At 57.7% G+C, this 20,654-nt stretch carries 23 protein-coding genes, 2 rRNA genes and 1 pseudogene; 10 read left to right on the top strand and 16 right to left on the bottom strand.

Features of this window, described 5'->3' with window-relative positions:
• Positions 1-6: 6 nt before the first annotated feature.
• From KY459_13960 to gdhA, 6 genes are read right to left on the bottom strand one after another with little or no spacing between them, the layout of a single operon-like run.
• Positions 7-786, bottom strand: a complete 780-nt coding sequence (locus KY459_13960; GenBank protein ID MBW3565816.1) for an enoyl-ACP reductase — start codon at positions 784-786, stop codon at positions 7-9.
• Positions 783-1,127, bottom strand: a complete 345-nt coding sequence (locus KY459_13965) for a DUF962 domain-containing protein (GenBank protein MBW3565817.1) — start codon at positions 1,125-1,127, stop codon at positions 783-785. The genes KY459_13960 and KY459_13965 overlap by 4 nt, the downstream gene beginning before the upstream one ends.
• A gap of 1 nt (position 1,128) precedes the next feature.
• On the bottom strand, positions 1,129-1,725 hold the full coding sequence (locus tag KY459_13970) for a hypothetical protein (protein MBW3565818.1): 597 nt from the start codon (positions 1,723-1,725) through the stop codon (positions 1,129-1,131).
• Positions 1,722-2,069, bottom strand: a complete 348-nt coding sequence (locus KY459_13975; protein ID MBW3565819.1) for a hypothetical protein — start codon at positions 2,067-2,069, stop codon at positions 1,722-1,724. Before KY459_13975 ends, KY459_13970 begins: the two co-directional genes overlap by 4 nt.
• Positions 2,062-2,472 (bottom strand): methylmalonyl-CoA epimerase, encoded by a 411-nt coding sequence (mce, locus tag KY459_13980; protein ID MBW3565820.1) that lies wholly within the window; start codon positions 2,470-2,472, stop codon positions 2,062-2,064. The genes KY459_13975 and mce overlap by 8 nt, the downstream gene beginning before the upstream one ends.
• A gap of 13 nt (positions 2,473-2,485) precedes the next feature.
• Entirely contained in the window at positions 2,486-3,823 is a 1,338-nt protein-coding gene (gene gdhA / locus KY459_13985) for an NADP-specific glutamate dehydrogenase (GenBank protein ID MBW3565821.1), read from the bottom strand.
• 313 nt (positions 3,824-4,136) lie between these two features.
• Between gdhA and KY459_13990 the strand changes: the two genes are divergently transcribed.
• The 6 genes from KY459_13990 to KY459_14015 all read left to right on the top strand — a co-directional run bounded on the left by KY459_13990 (position 4,137) and on the right by KY459_14015 (position 7,511).
• Complete coding sequence (locus KY459_13990) at positions 4,137-4,415, top strand: glutaredoxin family protein (protein ID MBW3565822.1); 279 nt, start codon at positions 4,137-4,139, stop codon at positions 4,413-4,415.
• Positions 4,412-4,690, top strand: coding sequence for a DUF427 domain-containing protein (locus KY459_13995; GenBank protein MBW3565823.1), 279 nt, complete (start codon positions 4,412-4,414; stop codon positions 4,688-4,690). Before KY459_13990 ends, KY459_13995 begins: the two co-directional genes overlap by 4 nt.
• A 49-nt stretch (positions 4,691-4,739) precedes the next feature.
• Positions 4,740-5,192 carry a hypothetical protein gene (locus tag KY459_14000; protein MBW3565824.1) on the top strand — a complete coding sequence of 151 codons (453 nt, stop codon included), beginning with the start codon at positions 4,740-4,742 and terminating at the stop codon, positions 5,190-5,192.
• Positions 5,193-5,363: 171 nt separating this feature from the next.
• Positions 5,364-6,077 (top strand): glycosyltransferase family 2 protein, encoded by a 714-nt coding sequence (locus KY459_14005; protein MBW3565825.1) that lies wholly within the window; start codon positions 5,364-5,366, stop codon positions 6,075-6,077.
• Positions 6,074-6,463, top strand: coding sequence for a DUF2304 domain-containing protein (locus KY459_14010; GenBank protein ID MBW3565826.1), 390 nt, complete (start codon positions 6,074-6,076; stop codon positions 6,461-6,463). The genes KY459_14005 and KY459_14010 overlap by 4 nt, the downstream gene beginning before the upstream one ends.
• Positions 6,464-6,512: 49 nt before the next feature.
• Positions 6,513-7,511, top strand: a complete 999-nt coding sequence (locus KY459_14015) for a glycosyltransferase (GenBank protein MBW3565827.1) — start codon at positions 6,513-6,515, stop codon at positions 7,509-7,511.
• A gap of 206 nt (positions 7,512-7,717) precedes the next feature.
• Here the strand turns inward: KY459_14015 and KY459_14020 are convergent, their stop codons facing one another.
• From KY459_14020 to rfbF, 8 genes are all read right to left on the bottom strand, one after another.
• Positions 7,718-9,319, bottom strand: a complete 1,602-nt coding sequence (locus KY459_14020; protein ID MBW3565828.1) for a hypothetical protein — start codon at positions 9,317-9,319, stop codon at positions 7,718-7,720.
• Positions 9,316-10,839: an oligosaccharide flippase family protein gene (locus KY459_14025; protein MBW3565829.1), complete on the bottom strand. Its 1,524-nt coding sequence runs from the start codon at positions 10,837-10,839 to the stop codon at positions 9,316-9,318. The genes KY459_14020 and KY459_14025 overlap by 4 nt, the downstream gene beginning before the upstream one ends.
• Before the next feature lie 15 nt (positions 10,840-10,854).
• The gene (locus KY459_14030) at positions 10,855-11,913 is read right to left on the bottom strand and encodes a glycosyltransferase (GenBank protein ID MBW3565830.1); all 1,059 of its coding nucleotides are present in this window, start codon (positions 11,911-11,913) and stop codon (positions 10,855-10,857) included.
• A 507-nt stretch (positions 11,914-12,420) separates the two neighbouring features.
• Positions 12,421-13,326: an NAD(P)-dependent oxidoreductase gene (locus KY459_14035; protein ID MBW3565831.1), complete on the bottom strand. Its 906-nt coding sequence runs from the start codon at positions 13,324-13,326 to the stop codon at positions 12,421-12,423.
• Positions 13,323-13,859 carry a dTDP-4-dehydrorhamnose 3,5-epimerase gene (rfbC, locus tag KY459_14040; protein MBW3565832.1) on the bottom strand — a complete coding sequence of 179 codons (537 nt, stop codon included), beginning with the start codon at positions 13,857-13,859 and terminating at the stop codon, positions 13,323-13,325. The genes KY459_14035 and rfbC overlap by 4 nt, the downstream gene beginning before the upstream one ends.
• On the bottom strand, positions 13,856-15,082 hold the full coding sequence (locus KY459_14045) for a class I SAM-dependent methyltransferase (GenBank protein MBW3565833.1): 1,227 nt from the start codon (positions 15,080-15,082) through the stop codon (positions 13,856-13,858). Before KY459_14045 ends, rfbC begins: the two co-directional genes overlap by 4 nt.
• Entirely contained in the window at positions 15,076-16,137 is a 1,062-nt protein-coding gene (gene rfbG / locus KY459_14050; GenBank protein MBW3565834.1) for a CDP-glucose 4,6-dehydratase, read from the bottom strand. Before rfbG ends, KY459_14045 begins: the two co-directional genes overlap by 7 nt.
• On the bottom strand, positions 16,134-16,904 hold the full coding sequence (gene rfbF, locus KY459_14055) for a glucose-1-phosphate cytidylyltransferase (protein ID MBW3565835.1): 771 nt from the start codon (positions 16,902-16,904) through the stop codon (positions 16,134-16,136). Before rfbF ends, rfbG begins: the two co-directional genes overlap by 4 nt.
• On the opposite strand from rfbF, the pseudogene KY459_14060 reads away from it, so the two are divergent.
• From KY459_14060 to KY459_14075, 4 genes and pseudogenes are all read left to right on the top strand, one after another.
• Positions 16,792-17,336, top strand: a pseudogene (locus tag KY459_14060) (dTDP-4-dehydrorhamnose 3,5-epimerase). The gene rfbF and the pseudogene KY459_14060 sit on opposite strands and share 113 nt — an antisense overlap.
• A gap of 56 nt (positions 17,337-17,392) precedes the next feature.
• Entirely contained in the window at positions 17,393-18,082 is a 690-nt protein-coding gene (locus tag KY459_14065) for a cephalosporin hydroxylase family protein (GenBank protein ID MBW3565836.1), read from the top strand.
• Positions 18,079-18,270 (top strand): hypothetical protein, encoded by a 192-nt coding sequence (locus KY459_14070; GenBank protein MBW3565837.1) that lies wholly within the window; start codon positions 18,079-18,081, stop codon positions 18,268-18,270. Before KY459_14065 ends, KY459_14070 begins: the two co-directional genes overlap by 4 nt.
• Complete coding sequence (locus tag KY459_14075; GenBank protein MBW3565838.1) at positions 18,267-19,274, top strand: glycosyltransferase family 2 protein; 1,008 nt, start codon at positions 18,267-18,269, stop codon at positions 19,272-19,274. Before KY459_14070 ends, KY459_14075 begins: the two co-directional genes overlap by 4 nt.
• A gap of 138 nt (positions 19,275-19,412) precedes the next feature.
• Here KY459_14075 and rrf read toward each other — a convergent pair.
• Both rrf and KY459_14085 read right to left on the bottom strand, forming a co-directional pair.
• A 5S ribosomal RNA gene (rrf, locus tag KY459_14080) occupies positions 19,413-19,529 on the bottom strand.
• A gap of 79 nt (positions 19,530-19,608) precedes the next feature.
• A 23S ribosomal RNA gene (locus tag KY459_14085) occupies positions 19,609-20,654 on the bottom strand; the annotation flags it as partial.

Genomic DNA, 20,654 nt, shown 5'->3' on the forward strand with positions numbered 1-20,654 from the left:
AAGCTCTCAAATCGCGATGATGTTGAATCCACAATCGACATGCAGCACCTCTCCCGTGACACCGCTACCCAAACCGGATGCCAGAAAGAGCGCGGCATTCGCGACTTCTTCGACTTCGATGTTTCTTCTCAACGGAGCCTGCTCGGCGTGATGGGCAAGCATCTTCGTGAAACCCCGGATACCCCCCCGGGCCGCGAGTGTGTTCACCGGCCCCGCTGAAATCGCGTTGACCCTGATCCCCTTCTCACCGAGATCCGAGGCGAGATATCGGACGCAGGCTTCGAGCGATGCCTTGGCAACACCCATCAGGTTGTAGCCGCGCGCGACTTTCTCCGCCCCGTAGTAGGTCATTGTGAGCACCGAGCCGTTGTCGCTCTTCTCGAGAAGAGGCATCGCCCCCCGCGCCAGCGCCACGAGCGAATAGGCCGAGATGTTCTGTGCCTCGAGAAACCCTTCCCTCGAAGAGTACACGAGACCCTTCTCGAGCTCTTCCTTTTTCGCGAAAGCCACCGAATGGAGAAGCATGTCGAGCGAACCGAAATCCGACCCGAGCTGATCGAACACCCTCTCGATCTCGTCGTCGGACGTGACGTCGCACGGGTAAACCGGTGACTCGCCGGGCAGCTCGGTGACCAGCTTCTCCACGGATTCGCGCAAACGGTCTCCCTGGTATGTGAACGCCAGCTGCATCCCGGCATCCGAAAGCGCCTTTGCGCAGGCCCAGGCGATCGAGCGCTTGTTCGCAACTCCGAAAATGACTCCTTTCCGCCCTTCGAGAAGCTTCACTTTTCCTCCCCCCGATCAGTCCTGTGCCTGGCAACCTCGGCGTCCATCCTTCCGAGCAGTCCCAGAAGCAGCATTCGATAGTCGGCAGCCAATGAGTAAAAAGGGTGGCCGAACGTCGCTGGCCTGTTCCCCTCGACGAAGAAATGACCATACCAGGCGAGCCCATAGCCGACGAGAGGAGCCAGCAGCAGATACCAGGGATTCAAGACGATCGCCATCACGACGAACACGATCGCTGCAATCGATCCCGCACCATGCAGGAACCGCGTACCCCGTTTGTTGTGAGCTTTCACGTAGTACGGCCAGAATTCATGAAACGTCATTCGGTCCTTCTGCTCCATCTCATTGCTCCGGTAGTTCCTGGACCATCAGAATCATCGTCGTATCCCTCACTTCTCCGGAAATGAAGTCGTACCAGGGCCTCTGGAGACTCACGCGCGGGAACAGATCGATGCCGTCGACGTGAGCTCCGGCGAAATCACCCGACACGTCCGAGATATCGGAGTCGTAGCCGAGCTGCTCGATGATCGGCACGATCGCCCGTGTGGCTTCAGCGAGATCGCCCCTGGTCAGGTACGCGTGAGGAGGATAGGGGCTGAAGTCGTTCACCGCATTCGGATGAACCCGCTCGTATCCGTAGATCTTTGCGTAGAAACCCGCAACCGTCTCCACCGGATCATTGCTTTCGTAAAACGCCATCGGCGGAATCGTCTTTGAACGGGGATTGAGGATCGAATGGCTTCGCCGATAGGCCTCCGTATGCTCCTCGAGGAAGCTCGAGCCCGGATAGACCTGAAAATCCATCGAGCGCGTCCTCACCTCGCTCGATTCGTATTCGTCGAGAGCCTCTCCCTTCGGCTCACGACAGCCGGCAAATGACAGGAGCAGCGGGACCGCGAGGAGTAGGCAGAACGACCGCAGATGTCGGCGAGAGCTCAATTCGCGGAGTCTCCTTCACCCTTTGTCGTGAGCCCGAGATAGTCGGCGGGCGTCAGGCCGACAGTCGCTTCGAACTGAGCGCTGTAAGACCGAACCGCCCCTACAGTTTCGTCGAGAAACAGACGCTCGATCCTGAACAACGGCACGAACATCGTGGCCAGCCCGAGTGTCGGCTCGGCGTCCTTCCTCGCGAGTTGCCGCACCCAGTCGTCGAAGCTTTCGAGATTGATTCCAGTAAAGGTCACGCCCACCTGCGACAGACCGACGACGGTGCCCCAGAACTTCTCTTTCGGGTTGACCAGGTGAAGGATGACGAGCGATCCGCCTGGAAATCCTTCAATCATCTTCGACCCTCTCGGAGAGCTCGATCAACACTCCCCTGCCTGCCGACGGATGGAGGAATGCCACGCGACATCCATGCGCCCCTTCGAACGGCTGTTCGTTGACGAGCCGATAGCCTTTCGCCTTCAGCTTCTCGAGCTCGAGCTCGATGTCGGCGACGCGAAAGCAGAGATGATGGATACCTTCTCCACGCTTCTCGATGAACCGCGCGACTGCCGACCCCGGATCAGTCGCCTCGAGAAGCTCGAGGCGCGAGTCGCCGGCAGGTATGAATGCCGTCCGGACCCGTTGGCTCTCGACCGTCTCGACGTGATCAACCTCCAGGCCGAGGTCACGGTAGATCCGAGCCGCTTCATCGAGGTTCATCACCGCAATGCCGATGTGATCGAGTCTCGTACCTTCCACGAGATCAGTTTTATCACACGACCCCATAGGCGAGCATCGCATCCGCTACCTTGACGAACCCTCCGATGTTGGCACCTTTGACGTAGTCGGTCGTTTCGCCGTTCGCGCCATACAGGACGCACTGCTCGTGGATCCGGACCATGATGCGCTGAAGCCGCTCATCCACCTCTTCCCGCGACCATTTGAGACGGATCGCGTTCTGCGTCATCTCGAGGCCCGAGATCGCGACTCCTCCCGCATTCGCCGCCTTCGAGGGGGCATACAGCACTTTCGCCGCCTCGAATATCTTCGCCCCCGCCATTGTCGTCGGCATGTTCGCTCCCTCGGCGACCAGCCGGCATCCCCCCGATACGAGAGCTCTGGCGTCCTCCTCTTCAATCTCATTCTGAGTCGCACAGGGAAACGCGAGGTCACAATCGACTATCCAGGGCTTCTTCCCTTCGTGATACTCGAGACCGTATTCCGATGCGAATGTTGCGAGCGACCCCCTCCTGTCCGTCTTGAGCGTGATGACGAAGCTCAACTTCTCTTCGTCGATGCCGTTTGGGTCGTAGACGAATCCGTGGCGATCGGAAATTGTGATGACTCTGGCCCCCAGCTCGATCAGCTTCGCGGCAGCGTACTGCGCCACGTTTCCCGAACCCGAAATCACACAGCGCTTTCCTTCCAGCCCCTCACCGACTCGACCGAGCATCTCTCTGGCGAAATAGATACATCCGTAGCCGGTGGCCTCGGTGCGAATCAGACTTCCTCCCCACTCGATCCCTTTTCCAGTCATCGCACCGGTGAATTTGTTCGTCAGCCGCTTGAACTGACCAAAGAGGAATCCGATCTCTCTCCCTCCCACACCGATGTCACCTGCCGGCACATCGGTGTCTTCCCCGATATGACGATAAAGCTCCGTCATGAAAGACTGACAGAACCGCATGACTTCCCGGTCGGACTTCCCCTTCGGATTGAAATCAGACCCTCCCTTGGCTCCCCCCATCGGAAGCGTCGTGAGGCTGTTCTTGAAGACCTGTTCGAACCCGAGGAACTTGAAGATGCTCAGATTGACTTCCTTGTCGAACCGGAGACCCCCCTTGTACGGGCCCAGCGAGTTGTTGAACTGGATTCGATACCCCCGGTTCGCCCGGACGTTCCCCTCGTCATCTTCCCAGCTGACTCGAAAAATGACGACTCGATCTGCCTCGGTCATTCTTTCGAGAATCCCGTCCCGCTGGTATCTGGGATTCTCGTTGATGAATGGAATGACCTTCGACGCCACCTCCAGTACGGCCTGATGAAACTCGCTCTCGCCCGGATTCCGCCTCTTCAGACCTTTCATGAATCTGTCGAGATCCATCGTCATCGCTCGCCCCTTTCACAACGCACTCCCTCGCGTGCCCGGTCCCCGAACGGGGTCTCGATCTGCAGATGATAACCCGGATGATTCGTGAGATGTCGTCGCGAGAAGGTGGAAAGTGGCGTGGATACGAGGCGCGCGACGAGCTCGGCGACGCAGGCATACTTGCGGTATGTCGAGGGAGCCGAATCGAGCGCAATGCTGTAGCCGCGCTGCTTTCCGCCTCCGCAGTAGACGTCTCATGAATCATCCGGGTCAAACCCGCACCAGGGGTCTGGCACGATCCCGGCGTAAGTTCTCTCCGACGAGGGGAGGCTCTATGCCAAGCGTGACCGTATACGGGACCGGATGGTGCCCGGACGTGCGACTCGCCCGTCGCACTCTCGACGAAGCCGGTATTTCGTACGACTACATAGACATCGATGCGGACGGCGACGCGGAAAACCGCGTACTCCGGTGGAACGCTGGCCGGCGACGCGTCCCGACGATCGTGGTTCAGAGCTCCGAGGGACAGCAGGTGCTGTCGAATCCGCCGCGCGAGGAGCTCGCGGCCCTGGTCAACTCGCTCGGGAACGGTGAAAAGGCGGCGGTCAAATGAGAGCAGAATGGAACGGCGTCGTCCTGGCTGACAGCGAAGATACCATCGTCGTCGAAGGGAACCACTACTTTCCTCCCAATTCGCTCAACAGGGAGTACCTCCGGGAGAGCGCCACGCGAACCCATTGCCCATGGAAAGGTGAGGCGAGCTATTACGACATCGTCGCAGGCGATGACACGAATCCGGATGCGGCATGGTATTACCCCGATCCGAGCGAGGCAGCCGAAGAGATCCGGGACCGCGTTGCATTCCGGAAAGGCGTCCGGGTCGAGTAACCGGATGATGGCGCACTGTTTGCTGCCCTGAAGAATTGGGAGGGATGACATGAACTACAAGACGATTTCTTCACTCTTTCTGGTGCTCATCTTCGTTGCGGTTCCCGCGAGCGCTCAGGAGGATTGGATCTTCGGCGTCCGGACCGGGTTCTACATCGATCAGGGTGACGCGTTCCTCGGCGTGGAAGGGCTGACTCCGATTTCGCGCTCGCTCGTATTCAATCCCAACATCGAATGGGTCTTCGCCCAGGGTGGTGACTTCGGCACGATCAACGCCGACGTGACCTACGACCTCGGGAACGACGGAGAGAAGTTCTGGTGGGTCGGCGTCGGAATCGCGGGCGTTTATGACAATCTCAACGACAGCGAGTTCAGCGTCGGGGGTAACATCCTCGGTGGAATCAGCTGGCGAATCAATACCTGGGAACCTTACGCTCAGGTCAAGGTGCTCATCAGCGATGCCAAGGACGACGTGGTCGCCGCGGTCGGCCTCCGATTCTGATTTCCAATTTACACCGGGACTGATCCTTACGCTAGAAGCCGTAGACTCAGTCTCGCCACCTGATCTGGGATCAGACTGATTCTGCCGTTGCAGCCAAACCCCACCGTTCAGGGATTCCCGACCGTCTACGTCAAACCGCGAGCCCCGGTACAATACGGTCGGAGATCAAACGTGCAGGATCTGTTGTTCATCGTCCCGACCTTCAACGAAGAGGAAGCGATCCACGGTGTCGTGGCCGACCTGCGCGAGCACTACCCCGAGGCGGTGGTTCTGGTCATCAACGATGGGTCGACCGACGGAACCGCCACCGCCGCCCGGAAAGCGGGCGCGATCGTGGTCGATCTTCCATACAACCTAGGGATCGGCTCGGCCGTTCAGACGGGATTCATCTTTGGTGCGAGGATGGGGTGCTCGATCGCAGTGCAGTTCGACGGCGATCGCCAGCACGTCGTCGAGGAGGTCGAAAAACTGCTCCGTCCGCTGCGTGAGAACATGGCGGATGTGGTGATCGGGTCTCGATTCGTCGAAAACCGAGGATACCGCGGACCGATTCTCCGCCGGATCGGAATATCGATCTTTTCTCTGGTGAATTCACTGCTGACGCGACAGCCGGTCACCGACAGCACGTCGGGATTCCGCGGATACAACCGCCGGGCGATCGAGCTCCTGGCGAAGAACTATCCCCACGATTACCCCGAGCCTGAATCGATCATCACGCTCGCCCGCCACAAATTGCGAATCGTCGAAGTGCCGGTCGACATGCGACCGCGCCAGGGGGGGCGATCCTCCATCACGCTCTTCAGGTCGGTCTATTACGCATTGAAAGTCATGCTCGCAGTCGTCATCGGTGCGACGCGCCGGAGAGAGGAGAAGCTTCTTCCATGAGCACAGTCGAGGTCTTCAGCATCGTCGGCAGCCTGATCGTTCTCACGATGGTGACCCAGTTGATCCGCAGACGGCGCCTGAGAGAAGAATATGCGATCCTCTGGTTCATCTCGAGCGTATTTCTGATCGTGCTCTCCCTCCGCCGCGACTTCCTCGAGCAGGCGGCCGCACTTCTCGGCATCGCGTACCCTCCGTCTCTTCTCCTGCTCGGCGGCCTGATTCTCGGGTTTCTCCTTTCGATGCACTTCTCGATTGCACTCACGCGGCTGTCCGAACAGAACAAGATTCTCGCCCAGGAGCTCGCGCTGCTGAGACTCGACCTGAAACTAAACGGCGTACCCCTCCCGGAGTCTGACGGTTCAGCCGTTCTCGAGGGGCAGTCCTGAGAGAGGAACCCATCGGGGCCGCAGCAATCTCATCGAGAGACGGCCATCGATGAAACGTCTCGCAGCCGTTCCGATCTACAACGGAGAGCGCTTCCTCGATCGTACTCTCCGCTCCCTTCTGGAGCAGAGTGTTCCTCCCGACGAGATCATATGCCTCGATGACGGCTCGACGGACCGATCCACTTCGATCGTCACCCTTCTCGATGATCCATCCATACGGCTCATCCGAAACCCGCGGCGACTCGGCCTCGCCGGGAACTGGAACCGCGCGCTGGAGCTCGCTGAAGACTTCGATTTCCTGACGATTGCCCACCAGGACGATATTTACGAGAGGGACTACCTCGAGAAGGTGACCGGCGCTCTCTCGACTCATCCGTCCGCCTTCATCGCCCACACGAAAGCGACCGTCATCGACGAGGCGGATCGCGTCGTAACGCTTTCAGCCACGCGCTACAAGGACAAGTTCTGGCCGCACGAACCTCTGGTGGAGCGTGGCGTCGATGAGGAGCTCCGTCTCCTCATCCGCGGTGACTACATCTTCTGCCCCTCGGTGACGTTCCGTACTTCAGCCCTCACCACCATCGGAACGTTCGACGAACGATTCGAGTTCGTGCCGGACTGGGACTTCTGGCTCCGAGGGCTGTTCGAAGGATTCACGATCGTGGGAGTGAACGAGAGGCTCATTCGATACCGGAGCCATCCCCAATCGGCGACGAAGCTTGCGGAGAAAACACTTCGCAGATATCAGGAAGAGATTGACATCGTGGAGCACTACGCGCGAACTGCTTCCTCGAGAGGGATGGCGATCAGGGCCGATCACACGCCAGCAGAGAATACACTTGCCGGCGGTGTCATGGGTCTGCTGCTCTCCGGTGACCGGGCTGAAGCAAAGAGGGTAATGCGATTCGGGACCGAGAATATCCCCGGTTTCCGCCAGCGATTCCCCGGACTGGTCCTGGCTCTCGCCATCCCTTTCGGCCGGCTCGGAGGCTGGATTCTCCATGCCGGCATGAACCTCTATCTGCTCGTTGCCCGTCACCCTCGCTGACGGCGCAGCTGTGATCGAATGCGGGCGGGCCGTTCGTCGCGGAAGCTTTTCAGCACAGAGCGAGCCTATAACCCCATCATTTCGACGAGCGCCTGGCCGCCTCCCTCGATTCCGGCAGATGAATCGCGCGAGGAGAAATCTCCCGGGCCGTGCGCAATCTCCGCTTTTCGCCATCACCCGGTAGTGCGCGGCTCATCTTCCTTCCGTCACCGGACGGGCCGGAGCAGGAAAATCTCTCCGTTTCCGAAAGCTCCGACAGGTTCCAGTACATCGGCCAGTTGCGATTTCGCCTGATAAGGACAGCGCTCCTCGAAACCATAGACGATCACGTAATCGATCGGGAGATGCTCGATCATCATGCGCGTCCTCTCCGGCGGATCGTCGCAGGTCATCCAGTGGAAGTTCGCATCCATGAAGACGGAAAGATTCTGTGCATGCGTCGTGAGGAGCGTCGGTCTCTCGCCGTGGTTCCGATCGAGCCATCGCATCATCTCGATCTCCGCCGGTGCCGGGGTGAACCTCTGCGGCCGGCTGATCTGGTTCGCGAGCGCCCCCAGACCGAGAGCGACGCTCCAGACGATCAGCAGCACCGTTCCCCAGCGAACCCATCCCTCCCTCCGCTCCGAAAGGAGGTAGATCGTCGAAGGCAGAAGCAGGAAGATGTACGGCAGGCCGTGCCTCCAGCCAAACAGCCACGGAAGAAAGAACTGCTGGTGAAAGAGGTTCAGGACTCCGAAGAACGCGATCCCGGCAAGGATGGTCGCAACTGCAACCGAGGGTGCCGGGGGACGCGGTCTGAATCTTTTTCTCGCGGCCACGATCAATAGACTGACCAGGGCAAGAACCGGCAGATACGCTGCCGGACCGAAAAGATACACGTACGACAGCGTGGAGAACGGATCGAGACTGACCGCCAGCCCGATCAGTCTCTCGACCACCCAATCCCACCATGACTCCGTGGCGACCCACATCCGGAAGCCGGGCACGTCGGCTCGCTGGGTCGGGGCGGTGTAGACGAAAAAGTACCATCCAGTCAGGATCACGAGCACGGGTGCGACCGTCCCGATCAACAGTTTCGTCGGGCGTCTCTGAACGATCACTCCCCATGACGCCGCCAGCCCCAGCCCCCCCGCCAGGAGGATCATCTGCGTCCTGGTCAGGAACGCCAGCCCGGCCAAGAGGCCGGCTGCCAGAGACCAGGCCAGCCCCCCACTTCTCGATGCCCGATCAAACGCCAGCAGCGCGCCGAACGCGAATGCGAACGCGAGCCCCTCGGTGTAGGGGTGTGAGGTCGCGAAAAAGAACGTCTGATTGGTCGCAAACAACGCGACGAGGAGATGGCCGGCGTCAATCGGCGTTCTCTGAATCGCACTCACGATTCCCATCGATCGGGAGATCGCCGCCGCCAGAAAGTACAGCAGGACGAGATCGAGAATGTAGAGGATCTTCGGGAGCAGGAGCGCTGCCGGCATCACTCCGATGACCCGACCAGTCATCCCGAGAACGTAAGGCCACGCAGGGTACACCGTGGAAGATGCCTGAGGGAGGGGGTCGAGCGCCTGGTGGTAGAGCGAGACACTCGTGACCAGACCCTGGCCGGAAGCCACGTTTCCCGCAACCTGAAAGTAGTAGGCTGCATCCAATCCGAAATTTCTCGCGCCCGGAGTAAACGAAATTTTGATCAGGGCTAAGGGCAACAGAAGCAGGGCCAGCATGATCAGACGGACGTGGAGGCGATCGAAGCGCCGTTTTGGGCTGTCCGGAGACGGAAAGTCTCGAGGATCTTCTTCCCCTCCTCGGTCGCTCACATTCCTCTCCTGTCACCAGCAGATCGTGGCTGGCTGTTCTGGCTTTGGCGCACCAGGTCTCGCACTAGCCGTCGGGTATCGGGCAAAACGACCAACGTCGACACAACAGCCGTCCCCGCCATGATCGGCAGCCACAGAAGCGCGGATCTGAGATCCTCGATATCTGAAATCAGGGAGATTGCCCAGACGACCGAAACCGAAATGAGTAGTGGAAGAAAAAGATCGACCACGTAGTATTTCCGTCGTTCGTGCTCTAGCAGACGTCGATGCATGATACCTGCTCCCACCGAGACGTACATCGCGTTGACAATAATCCAGATGGACGCAACGCCGGCTGCCCCGTACCAGTAACCCGCCGCTATCGCCGAGGGTACGAGAAAGATCACAGCTGTGGCCGTCAGGACAAGGGGAAGCCGTGTCCATCCGGCCGCGAGCTGTAGCGCATAAGGCATGTGCGCAGTGGCAGAGAGCGCCGACCCTATGACGAGGAGGCGAGTAACGAGCGCACCATGAACGGCAATGTCCGGATTCCTCGTCCACAGCAGCAGGACCTCTTCCGCCTGGAGAACTATGATGGCCATTGCAGAAAAGACGAGCGTCGACAACAGCTGGGCGGAAGTATGATAGGTGTTCGCGAGCGTCCGACCATCTTCCCTGGCCAGCAACTCCGAGAAGCGAGGGAACATTGTGGCGAAAAAAGGAGCCGCAATGATCGCAATACCGGAGGCCACAGCGGTAGCGATCATGTAGTGGCCGAATTCCGACAGGGAGATCATTCTGCTCAGTACTATCTTGTCGACCTGCGTGAGGAGTGTTGAGAGAACGGTGATGCCGCCAACCCCGAGCGCAAATTTGCCAACTGATGACAACAGGTCGAGCCGGAAAGTCGGCTTTTCTTCAGGTCTTGGTAATGCCCGCTTCAGTGCAACTTTTGCTGCTCCGGTATGAACGACGGCAGCTATGATCTGCCATATGAAGAAGGCTTCGATCGTCGGCGATACGACCACCAGAATCAGCAAGGCTCCGACCCAGCGGAAGGTGGAGGAACCGACCAGAATCACGTTGAGAATCGTATGTCTTTGAAGCCCCAGCAGTCCTCCGGAATAAAGAGCGTAAGGAAGGTGAAGAATGAGTGCAATCCCCATGAGCCGAATCGCCTGAGCGGTGCGATCGACCGCCATCGTCGATTCGAGCCACCGAGCCGCGATCACAGGTGCCAGAAGAAAAACGGTGATGCCGCAAGTAAATGCAAGAAGCCAATAGACACGCTCGAGCGTCACCACGAGGTCCATGTGAGCCCCTCCTGGTCGTGAGTCAGGGAGCGTACGAGCAAACTCTCGGTTCAAGGCTCTGCTGAGTCCAACATCAACTAAAGATCCGACCGTCTGGAGTATCACAAAGAAACCGACGAGGCCGTATTCTTCTATTCCGAGATAGTGCACATAGAACGGTATCACCGCCAGGGCGAGAATCGCCGTCCAGACAATTCCGACCGTATTTGCCAGCAGATTTCTGCTCACATATCCAAGCACGCCTCAGCACTCCAACTTCGGGAACTCGTTGACCTCGCCTGTCTCCGTTCTGGCGCTGCCCCGTCCGCTGACGATCACGAACATTCGCTGCATCTGTATTACCAGGTATGACAGCAGCCGGGACAGGAGTCTCCAGCGAGCAGATCTGGCTACGATGCCCAACACAAAAGCACTGAAACGCGACAGGCGGAACTTCTTTCGGGACAAAACTACGTCGCGCAATTCCTCATGTCGACCAGATGGAAGCGCCTTTGTCATCAGCACGTACAACACATCTCGCTCATAGCGTTTCCAGAGACGTCTGCGAACATACAAAAGCTCAGTGTTGCCGATCGAACTAACGTTTTCCAATCGCTGGTCGAGCTCTTCGTAGGCACCCAGAACATACGAGGAGTTGAGCCCGACTTTTGCCTCCTCCTCAGTAGTCGCCCCCCCACTGAAGCTGCCGGAATGCAGTGAAAGCCGACCACAGATTTCCTCGGACACGATGAATGGATGCAGGGACGCGGCGATGATCATGTAATTGCGGTCCGAGCCCCAACGGTCGAGCACACCGACCGAGTCGAGAACTACTCGTCTGAAGAGAACTCCCGTGGTGATGAAATGCTCATCGATCATGTGAAGTACAGCATTCGAATCGGGGCGATATAACCCCCCCCTCCACGATCTGCCTTGGATTCTCTCGATTCCAAGCTGCTGATCCTGAATACTGGTGCGTCCCGCAAAAAAACCAGTACCCGGACATTTCGAGATCTCATTCACCCCGTGTTCATAAAAATGCGGAGCGAGCATGTCGTCATCGCCCAGAAGGGAGAAGTATGGCGTTTTAACGCGGCCAAGACCGAAGTTGTAATTGTTAGTGGCGCCGATATTCTTCTCATGTCGGTAATAGCGGATTCGGGGATCGCATCTCGCCATCTCACGCACCACATCTTCAGTCTCGTCACCTGACGCGTTGTCGTATACACAAATCGTCACACGCTCATAGGTTTGTGCGGCAACGCTGCGGATCGCTCGTGACAGCAAGGCGGGACGCCTGAACGTTGGAATGATCGTGGTCACTTCCGGCGCGTGGGGCCCTTGAGTCATACCGGTCCCTGATGACTTTCGCAAACGACTCGATTTTCTCCGAGAGGATGAATCGATTCGAGCACCTCGATAATGATTCGGAAACGTCCCTCTACCTTTTCAGCGAACCATGGCAAGAAGGTTGTCGGCGAAGTTCGGAGGTCCGGGAAGAAGCGCTGCCAGAGAAACGCCACCAGTGCCTTGATCTTGACGCCCACTTGCCGGCCTCCTCCAAATGCTAGCCACTCCCCAGTTCCGTACGCTACCAGCTCCCACAGTCTCAAGTGTCGCCGGTGTTCGGTCGTCTCCTCTGGAGCGACTGCTCGCTCGACAATGATTGTCACGGAAGCGTCTGGAAATGCTGAACGAATCTTACCGCACTCCCCGCAAAAATACGGATTGCATCCAATAACCCTCTGTTTCGATCCCGCGTCTCGAACAGCCATGCAAGCAGGGCGGATGTGATCCCCGGTCGAGCCTTCGTACGGCAGTTCTGTCGAACTAAAATCGATCACTCATCCGGCCCCACCATTCAGCTGTTTCACTCAGACCGAGACTGAGGCTTCGGCTGGGTTTCCACCCTACTTCATTACGCAACCTCGCTATATCGGGAACAACAATTGAGGCGCTCGTCGGAGTCTCCGGATCTTTCGCAAATTCAAGTCGAGCTGTTGGATCGATCTTATTGGCGATCGTCCTCACGAGCTCTCTGATCGTCAGAGGAATCCCAGAACCCACGTTGATGGGACCTTCAACTGTTGAACAGAGTATTTCTACAAGCGCCTCGGCGCAATCTTTTACGTAGAGATAGTCTCGGACCTGTCTACCGTGGGAACATTGAACAATCTCGGCTGAGAGAAGACTTCTGAGAACTGAGGCGACGAGGCGGTCGGGATGCTCGCCAGGGCCATAGAGATGAAACATTCTGGGCCACGCCCAGCTCATGCCTCTGATCGTCATCAAACCGTCGAGCACGTGATAGAGGCCCAGTTTGCAACTACCGTAAAACGAGTTCGGCGCCATTGGAGTTCGATATTCGTGGCAGATCCCGGAGCTCCAGTCATATTCGGCACACGTTCCGGCCACGACTATTCGCTCCCCTCCCACAGACGCAAACTCCTCGGCCAATTCGATGCTACAACTCAACCATTTCAGGTTCTCCGGCGAAGTCCAGTACAGATCATGCGTCGTATACCAAGCGAGGTGGAGAAGATGCGTCGGCTTGGTTCGTTCCAGAAGAGCGATCCGATCGGCTTGGCACAAAAGGTCGACCTGGTGCCATTCCACGTCGGCGTCGAATGCTCCGGAGCGCGTTGTCACCGCATGCACTTCCGCTCCTCGGCTCTTGAGCAGATCGAGCGTCCAACGTCCGATGAAACCATTTGCACCGGTGACCAGCGCTCTCATCCGACGAAATCCTCGAAAGACTGATCGCGCGGCGAAATAATCCTCTTCTCCGCTTCAGGCCATTCAATATCGAACGCCGGATCGTTCCAGCGGACCCCTTTCGCCGCTTCTGGAACGAAGTTCTGGGAGATCTGATAGAACACTTCAGAAGCATCTTCGAGGGTCTGAAAGCCATGGGCCACGCCCGGCGGAACCAGCAACATCTGTCGATTCTCCTGACTCAGCTCTCGCCCATACCACTGCCTGAATGTAGAAGAGGAAGGTCTCAGATCGAGTGCCACATCAAAGATCCTCCCTGCCGTACATCGGACGACTTTGGTTTCCCCGTATGGCTCATCCTGATAGTGCATTCCTCGTAACGTACCTCGCTTCTCGTTGAAGGAAATCGAGCACTGCTGGATTTCGGCTTCGATACCACGGTCCTCTAACTCCCTCCTGCTCCAGGTCCGCGCGAAGAAACCCCGCTCGTCCTGCTGTTTGATATCGAGCTCGATGACATAAAGTCCCGGGACCTCGGTTTCGATGAGCTTCACTCCAGCACCTCTACTTCGGGAATCGGCAGAATGAACTTCCCTCCCCACTCGCGAATGAATGACATCTGCTCCATGATCTCGTCCTTGAGATTCCACGGAAGAATCAGAAGATACCCCGGCCTGGTCTCGCGGATTCTGTCCGGATGCTCGACCGGAATCCGACTTCCCGGAAGGTATCGCCCCTGTTTGTGAGGATTCCGGTCCACTGTGAAGTCAATGAAATCAGTGCGTATTCCGCAATAATTCAGGAGAGTGTTCGCCTTTGCGGGAGCGCCATACCCCACAATTGATGAACCGGACTCCTTGATCCTGATCAATTCGCTCAGTAGTCGGCGCTTGAGTGCTCTGACGCGAATCCCGAAGTCTGAGTATCCCTCGACAACACCAAGCCCGGCGGTCAGCTCTTCGTTCTTCAGCATCATTACAGAGTCACGGATCTCGACCGAACTATCGCTCCTCACGCAGAACACTCTCAGCGAGCCGCCATGAGTTGAGATCCGGTCCACGTCGAAGACTTCGAGACCATGAGCTGCAAAGACCTGTTCCACCACAAGAAAGGAGAAGTAAGAGAAATGCTCATGATAGATAGTATCGAACTGGTTCATGCGAATCAGCGACAGGAGATGAGGAAACTCCATCACCAGGATGCCCTGCGGTTTAAGAATCTCCCTCAAACCCTCAACGAAATCATTGAGAGCAGGAACATGGGCGAGAACATTGTTTCCAACTACGAGATCGGCTGCCCCCCACTTTTCTGCCAACTCAGAGGCCACCTTGCTCCCGAAGAATACCTCGATCGTCGGGACGCCTTGAGCTCTGGCCGCTTCCGCGACGTTCGCGGCCGGCTCGATGCCGACCACCGGAATGCCTTTTGCGACGAAATTTCTCAGCAGGTAGCCGTCATTGCTGGCGATTTCGATGACCTGACTCTGGGGTCCAAGACCGAATTTCTCGATCGATTCCTCCGCAAAAACCTTCGCATGATCAAGCCAGGTGTCGGAATAGGAGGAGTAGTAGGCGTAGTCGCTGAAGATCTCAACCGGTGACACCGCCTCCGGCAACTGAACCAGTAGACAGTGATCGCAGACGTATGCCACGAGTGGAAAGTGCGACTCGGCTTGCCCCAGCATCGACTCTTCGAGGAATGCGTTCGAGAGAGGCGAAGAGCCGAGGTCCACAAAGACGGTAGTCAGCCTCGCCGCACAGAATCTGCAGTTCAGCATGAACACTCTTCCTCGAATCGCTGAATGTCGCTCGACACCAGATCGTAGGCGGGCATTCCCGAGTGGAAGCTCCGGTACCACTCTGCGACGCATTCGATCGTCCGCTCCAAATTCAGGTGCGGACGCCACCCGAGGTAATTCCGTGCCCTGGAGCTGTCGAGCCGTAATGTGGAAGCTTCTGCAGGATGCTCTCCCTCGTCGTGCTCCACTTCGTCGATACCCCAATGTTTCATGAACTGGCGGGCGAGAAGTACAACCGAAGTATGGGACTCCGAATCAGGTCCGAAATTCCACTCGCTCGGAAGATCAGAGTGCCCTTCATACAGCGCCTCAGCAAGGAGGAGGTAACCATGCAGAGGATCGAGAACATGTTGCCACGGTCGGATGGAAAATGGATTTCTCAGGCGGACCAGGTCTCTTTGTTTCAGCGATCTCGCCAGGTCAGGCACTAGACGATCCTCCGCCCAGTCACCTCCTCCGATCACATTGCCGGCACGCGCTGTTGCCACTCTCGCGGCTCCCTGCTGGTGGTAAAACGATCGCCTGTAGGCGGAGACAACCAACTCCGCACATGCCTTACTGGAGGAATAGGGATCGTGCCCACCCAGGACATCGTCCTCGCGGTATCCCCACAGCCAGTTCCGATTCTCGTAGACCTTGTCGCTCGTGACCACGAGAATAACCCTCACCCCAGGAGTTTCCCGAGCTGCTTCCAACACGTGAGCGGTACCCATCACGTTCGTCGTGAACGTCAGAACAGGTGCGTCATAAGACCTACGAACGATCGACTGCGCAGCGAGATGAAAGACAATCTCGGGTCGCGAAGAGTTGAGCTGCTTCCTCAGCTCCTCGAGATTTCGAACATCTCCGATTACCGAATTCATGATGTTCGACACCCGGGCTTCCTCGAACAGGCTCGGCTGTGAGGGAGGTTCGAGCGCATAACCGGTGACATCGGCTCCCAGACGGGACAGCCAGATCGAGAGCCAGCTACCTTTGAAACCGCTGTGTCCCGTGATCAGGACCCTCTTTCCTGACCAGAAGCCCTCCCTCACGTCCACACCTTCCAGGGCGCTCTATCTTCTTTCCACATCTGCTCGAGCAGACGCTTTTCGCGCAATGTGTCCATCGGCTGCCAAAATCCCTGATGCCGATAGACACTGAGCTCGCCCTCTCTGGCCAAGCTCTCCAGCGGCTCCCGTTCCCACATGACTGCATCTCCGCTGATCAACTCGAACACGGATGGTTCGAGAACAAAGAATCCGCCGCTGATCCAACCTTCGTCCGTCTGCGGTTTCTCGAGAAAAGCAGTCGCACGATCGCCGTCAAGCTTCAGAGTTCCAAAGCGGCCCGGCGGTCGAACCGCTGTGACCGTCGCCTTTGCTCCCATCTGGCGGTGAAAGTCCACCAGCGCGGAGAGGTCGATGTCGGCGACACCGTCGCCATACGTGAGACAGAAGCTGCCGTTGTCCAGGTAACTGCGGACTCGGGCCAGTCGCCCGCCAGTCATCGTGTCCGAACCCGTATCCACCAACGCGATTTTCCATGGTTCTACCTTCTGGTGATGGACGATCATGTCGTTCTTCGTCAGATCGAGGGTCACGTCGGACATGTGCAGTAAATAGTTCGCAAAGTACTCCTTGATGACGTAGCCCTTGTACCCGAGGCAGATCACAAACTCGGTGAAACCGTGATAGGAATACAGTTTCATGATGTGCCAGAGCACAGGAAGTCCACCAATTCGGATCATCGGCTTCGGAGTCACCTCCGTCTCTTCCGATAGACGTGTTCCGTATCCACCTGCGAGAATGACGACCTTCATCGGACCCTCTCATGAACCATCAGACCAGATGCGTAGGTTAACATCTCTTCACCCCCTCACGATGGCTCGAGACCGACGATCGAAACTGATACGATGCACTGCGGGTCGTGCCTTCGACGTCATCGTCGATCTCGGGGCTGAATCGCCAGGTTTCTTCGCTGCTACGGGGTCGAATTGAGCGCGGTCAAAGGGGTCGCGATGTACGTTACCGAACGGTTCGCTCACGGTTTCCAGACACTGGAAGACGATACCGAACTGTTTTATCAGATGAGTCAGTTCCACCATCCGGAATCGGCCAGAGGTTTTCGGTGGGACGATCCAGCCCAGGGAGTCGCCTGGCCCCGGATCGACGCACGCACGATCTCGGCGGCGGATCACGCGTTACCCCCTCTCGTGCCTTCGGAGCTCGCTGGCCAGTTTCCCCCGGAGTAATCAAGGGAGGTCCTTTGTCTATCGAAGACCCGCTCGATCCCCAGAGGATTCACGAAATGGCTTCCAGCCAGGAGGTGCGAGATATCGCCGCCCAGTTCATCAATCGGACTGCGCCTTACAAGTACGTCTACAACTTCAAGTGGCTCGGACGCCCCGTGATTCAGTTCCCGCAGGATCTGATCGCCATTCAGGAGATCGTCTGGAACGTGCAGCCCGCATTCATCATCGAGACCGGCGTCGCCCACGGCGGCTCGCTCGTGTTCCACGCGTCTATCCTGGAGCTGATCGGGAAAGGTCGGGTGATCGGGATCGAAGTCGAACTGCGGGAGCACAACCGGCTCGCTTTGGACGCACATCCCCTGGGGCACCGCGTCGAACTGGTGGAAGGATCCTCGCTCGACGCCAATGTCGTGAGAGAGGTCTCCCGGTTGGTCGGGGGGGAGGGGCCGGTTCTGGTGATTCTCGATTCCAATCACACGCATGAACACGTTCTCGAGGAGCTGAGGGTATATTCGCGGTTCGTCACCCGTGGGAGTTATCTCATCGTCCTCGACACCATCGTCGAGATGATGCCGGAGGACGCTTTTCCGGACCGCCCGTGGTCCCGAGGTAACAACCCTTACACAGCGGTTCAGCAGTTCCTCGGCGAAACTCCCCGATTTGAGGTGGACCCGCTCTATCCGGAGAAGCTCCTGATCACATCTGCTCCCGGTGGCTATCTCCTCTGCGTCGAGGAGCAGGAGTGAAGCGCATCCCCTTTGCCGCCCCCTGGATCACCGAGATCGAGGTCGAAGCCGTCTCCGAGGCTGCGAGGAGTAAGGATGGTACGAAGGAGCCGGTAGGTTCAGCCGGGACTTCGAGGAAGCTTTCGGCAAACAGGATCGTGGCGCGAATGAGTGACCCGGCAACTGGAAATCGTCCGTATCTTCCATGATTCCGAAAGTCTCTGCTATCGTCGTGAACTTCAACGGCCGCGAATTCGTTGGTCAGGCGATCGAGTCCCTGATGAGTCAGTCGCAGCCAGTTGATGAGATCATCGTGGTCGACAACGCCTCGACAGATGGAACGATCCCATACCTCGAGCGCAACTTTCCCACGATCGTGGTGATCGAGCTGGAGGAGAACCTCGGATTCACCGGAGGTTGCAACGCGGGGTTCCGGCAGGCGCGCGGTGATTTCATCGCCCTGCTCAACAGCGATGCGCGCGCCGATGTTGACTGGATCCGAATCCTCTGCGACGTGATGGCGGCGAACGATGAGATTGCCTCTGCCCAGGGAAAGATTTACGTGTCTGGCGCAGAACCGGTCATTGATCAGGCAGGCGCCGTGTTCAACCAGCTCGGGAACTACTGGGGAAGGGGCCACCTGGAGCCGGACGTCGGCCAATTCGACTCGGAGGCCGAGGTCCCAGGACTGACCGCGTGTGCGACACTGATCCGCCGCACTGCGGTGGACGGGGAGGATCTTTTCGATCCGGACATCTTCATGTACGGCGAAGAACTCGATCTTACGATCCGCTTGCGCCTCCGGAACCACCGGATCGCATACGTTCCGGATGCAGTCGTGCATCATGCTGGAAAGCAGTCCCTGAGACGATCGGTCGAGGACGCGAACCTCTTCCAGCAATACCATTCGAACCGCAACCGGTTGAAGATTCTGTTCCGATGGTACCCGGTTCGGACCCTTCTCCGGCACGCTCATCTGCTCGCGCTCGGACTGGTTTACTGGAACCTACACTTTTTTCGCCGCCAGGGAGCCCGCTTCGCAGCGCGGGCGGCCGCGGATCAGATCCGGTACGCAACGAGGGGGATTCGCCAGCGCGATCGGGAGCTGGTTCGTCGTTCCGAACGCTGGATGCGATGGATGGAGAATCAGCCGCTACAGGAGGTTCTCAGACAGAAAGAGCGCATGCGCCATTTCGATCAGAAGGCGCCGTAGCCTGGCCGGGTCGGAGGTGATCGGGGGGCAGGATCGAAAGCAGTAATGCCGTGAGGAGCCCGCATGTAGCTGGATCCTCGTGGGAGAGGCGGTAAAAAGAAAAAGGCCCTCGGAATCTCTCCGAGGGCCTTTCATAAATCCCGGCGACGACCTACTTTCCCACGCAGTTGCCCACGAAGTATCATCGGCCCGAAGGAGCTTAACTGCCGTGTTCGGAATGGGAACGGGTGTTTCCTCCTCGGTACGATCACCGGAAAACTTTATATTTTGTACAGTACTGAAATACGGGTTATCTGCGCAGCTCAAAAGACAGACAGCATCAATTCAAGGCACTATGGTCAAGCCAAACGACCGATTAGTACGGGTCAGCTGAGAACCTCACAGTTCTTACACATCCCGCCTATCAACGTGGTAATCTCCCACGGGTCTTCAGGGAAATCTCATCTTGGGGTGGGCTTCCCGCTTATATGCTTTCAGCGGTTATCCTTTCCCGACATAGCTACCCAGCGCTGCCGCTGGCGCGACAACTGGTACACCAGAGGTCAGTGCATCCCGGTCCTCTCGTACTAGGGATACATCCCCTCAAATTTCCTGCGCCCACAACGGATAGGGACCGAACTGTCTCGCGACGTTCTAAACCCAGCTCACGTACCGCTTTAATTGGCGAACAGCCAAACCCTTGGGACCTGCTCCAGCCCCAGGATGCGATGAGCCGACATCGAGGTGCCAAACCCTGACGTCGATGTGGACTCTTGGTCAGGATCAGCCTGTTATCCCCGGCGTACCTTTTATCCTTTGAGCGATGGCCCTTCCACGAGGGACCACCGGATCACTATGACCGACTTTCGTCTCTGCTCGACTTGTCAGTCTCGCAGTCAGGCGGGCTTATGCCATTGCACTCTAACAGACGGTTTCCGACCGTCCTGAGCCCACCATCGCGCGCCTCCGTTACTCTTTAGGAGGCGACCGCCCCAGTCAAACTACCCGCCACAGAGGGTCCCAGCACCGGCTAACGGTGCGTGGTTAGACATTAGAAAACAACAGGGTGGTATTTCACCTTTGGCTCCACGACAGCTGGCGCCGTCGCTTCATAGCCTCCCACCTATGCTACACAGTTATTTTCCAATGCCACTCTGAAGCTGCAGTAAAGGTGCACGGGGTCTTTCCGTCTAACCGCGGGTACTCCGCATCTTCACGGAGAATTCAATTTCGCTGAGCATGTACTGGAGACAGTGGGGAAGTCGTTACGCCATTCGTGCAGGTCGGAACTTACCCGACAAGGAATTTCGCTACCTTAGGACCGTTATAGTTACGGCCGCCGTTTACTGGGGCTTCAATTCGGAGCTTGCACCCCTCCTCTTAACCTTCCAGCACCGGGCA

Source organism: Acidobacteriota bacterium (assembly GCA_019347945.1).
GTDB lineage: Bacteria > Acidobacteriota > Thermoanaerobaculia > Gp7-AA8 > JAHWKK01 > JAHWKK01.

Bases quoted from the DNA above. Each gene is read 5' to 3' on its own strand.
- KY459_13965 (MBW3565817.1), bottom strand. From the start codon at position 1,127: ATGGAGCAGAAGGACCGAATGACGTTTCATGAATTCTGGCCGTACTAC.
- KY459_13975 (MBW3565819.1), bottom strand. From the start codon at position 2,069: ATGATTGAAGGATTTCCAGGCGGATCGCTCGTCATCCTTCACCTGGTC.
- gdhA (MBW3565821.1), bottom strand. From the start codon at position 3,823: ATGACGATGGATCTCGACAGATTCATGAAAGGTCTGAAGAGGCGGAAT.
- KY459_13990 (MBW3565822.1), top strand. From the start codon at position 4,137: ATGCCAAGCGTGACCGTATACGGGACCGGATGGTGCCCGGACGTGCGA.
- KY459_13995 (MBW3565823.1), top strand. From the start codon at position 4,412: ATGAGAGCAGAATGGAACGGCGTCGTCCTGGCTGACAGCGAAGATACC.
- KY459_14000 (MBW3565824.1), top strand. From the start codon at position 4,740: ATGAACTACAAGACGATTTCTTCACTCTTTCTGGTGCTCATCTTCGTT.
- KY459_14010 (MBW3565826.1), top strand. From the start codon at position 6,074: ATGAGCACAGTCGAGGTCTTCAGCATCGTCGGCAGCCTGATCGTTCTC.
- KY459_14015 (MBW3565827.1), top strand. From the start codon at position 6,513: ATGAAACGTCTCGCAGCCGTTCCGATCTACAACGGAGAGCGCTTCCTC.
- KY459_14035 (MBW3565831.1), bottom strand. From the start codon at position 13,326: ATGAGAGCGCTGGTCACCGGTGCAAATGGTTTCATCGGACGTTGGACG.
- KY459_14045 (MBW3565833.1), bottom strand. From the start codon at position 15,082: ATGCTGAACTGCAGATTCTGTGCGGCGAGGCTGACTACCGTCTTTGTG.
- rfbF (MBW3565835.1), bottom strand. From the start codon at position 16,904: ATGAAGGTCGTCATTCTCGCAGGTGGATACGGAACACGTCTATCGGAA.
- KY459_14065 (MBW3565836.1), top strand. From the start codon at position 17,393: ATGGCTTCCAGCCAGGAGGTGCGAGATATCGCCGCCCAGTTCATCAAT.
- KY459_14075 (MBW3565838.1), top strand. From the start codon at position 18,267: ATGATTCCGAAAGTCTCTGCTATCGTCGTGAACTTCAACGGCCGCGAA.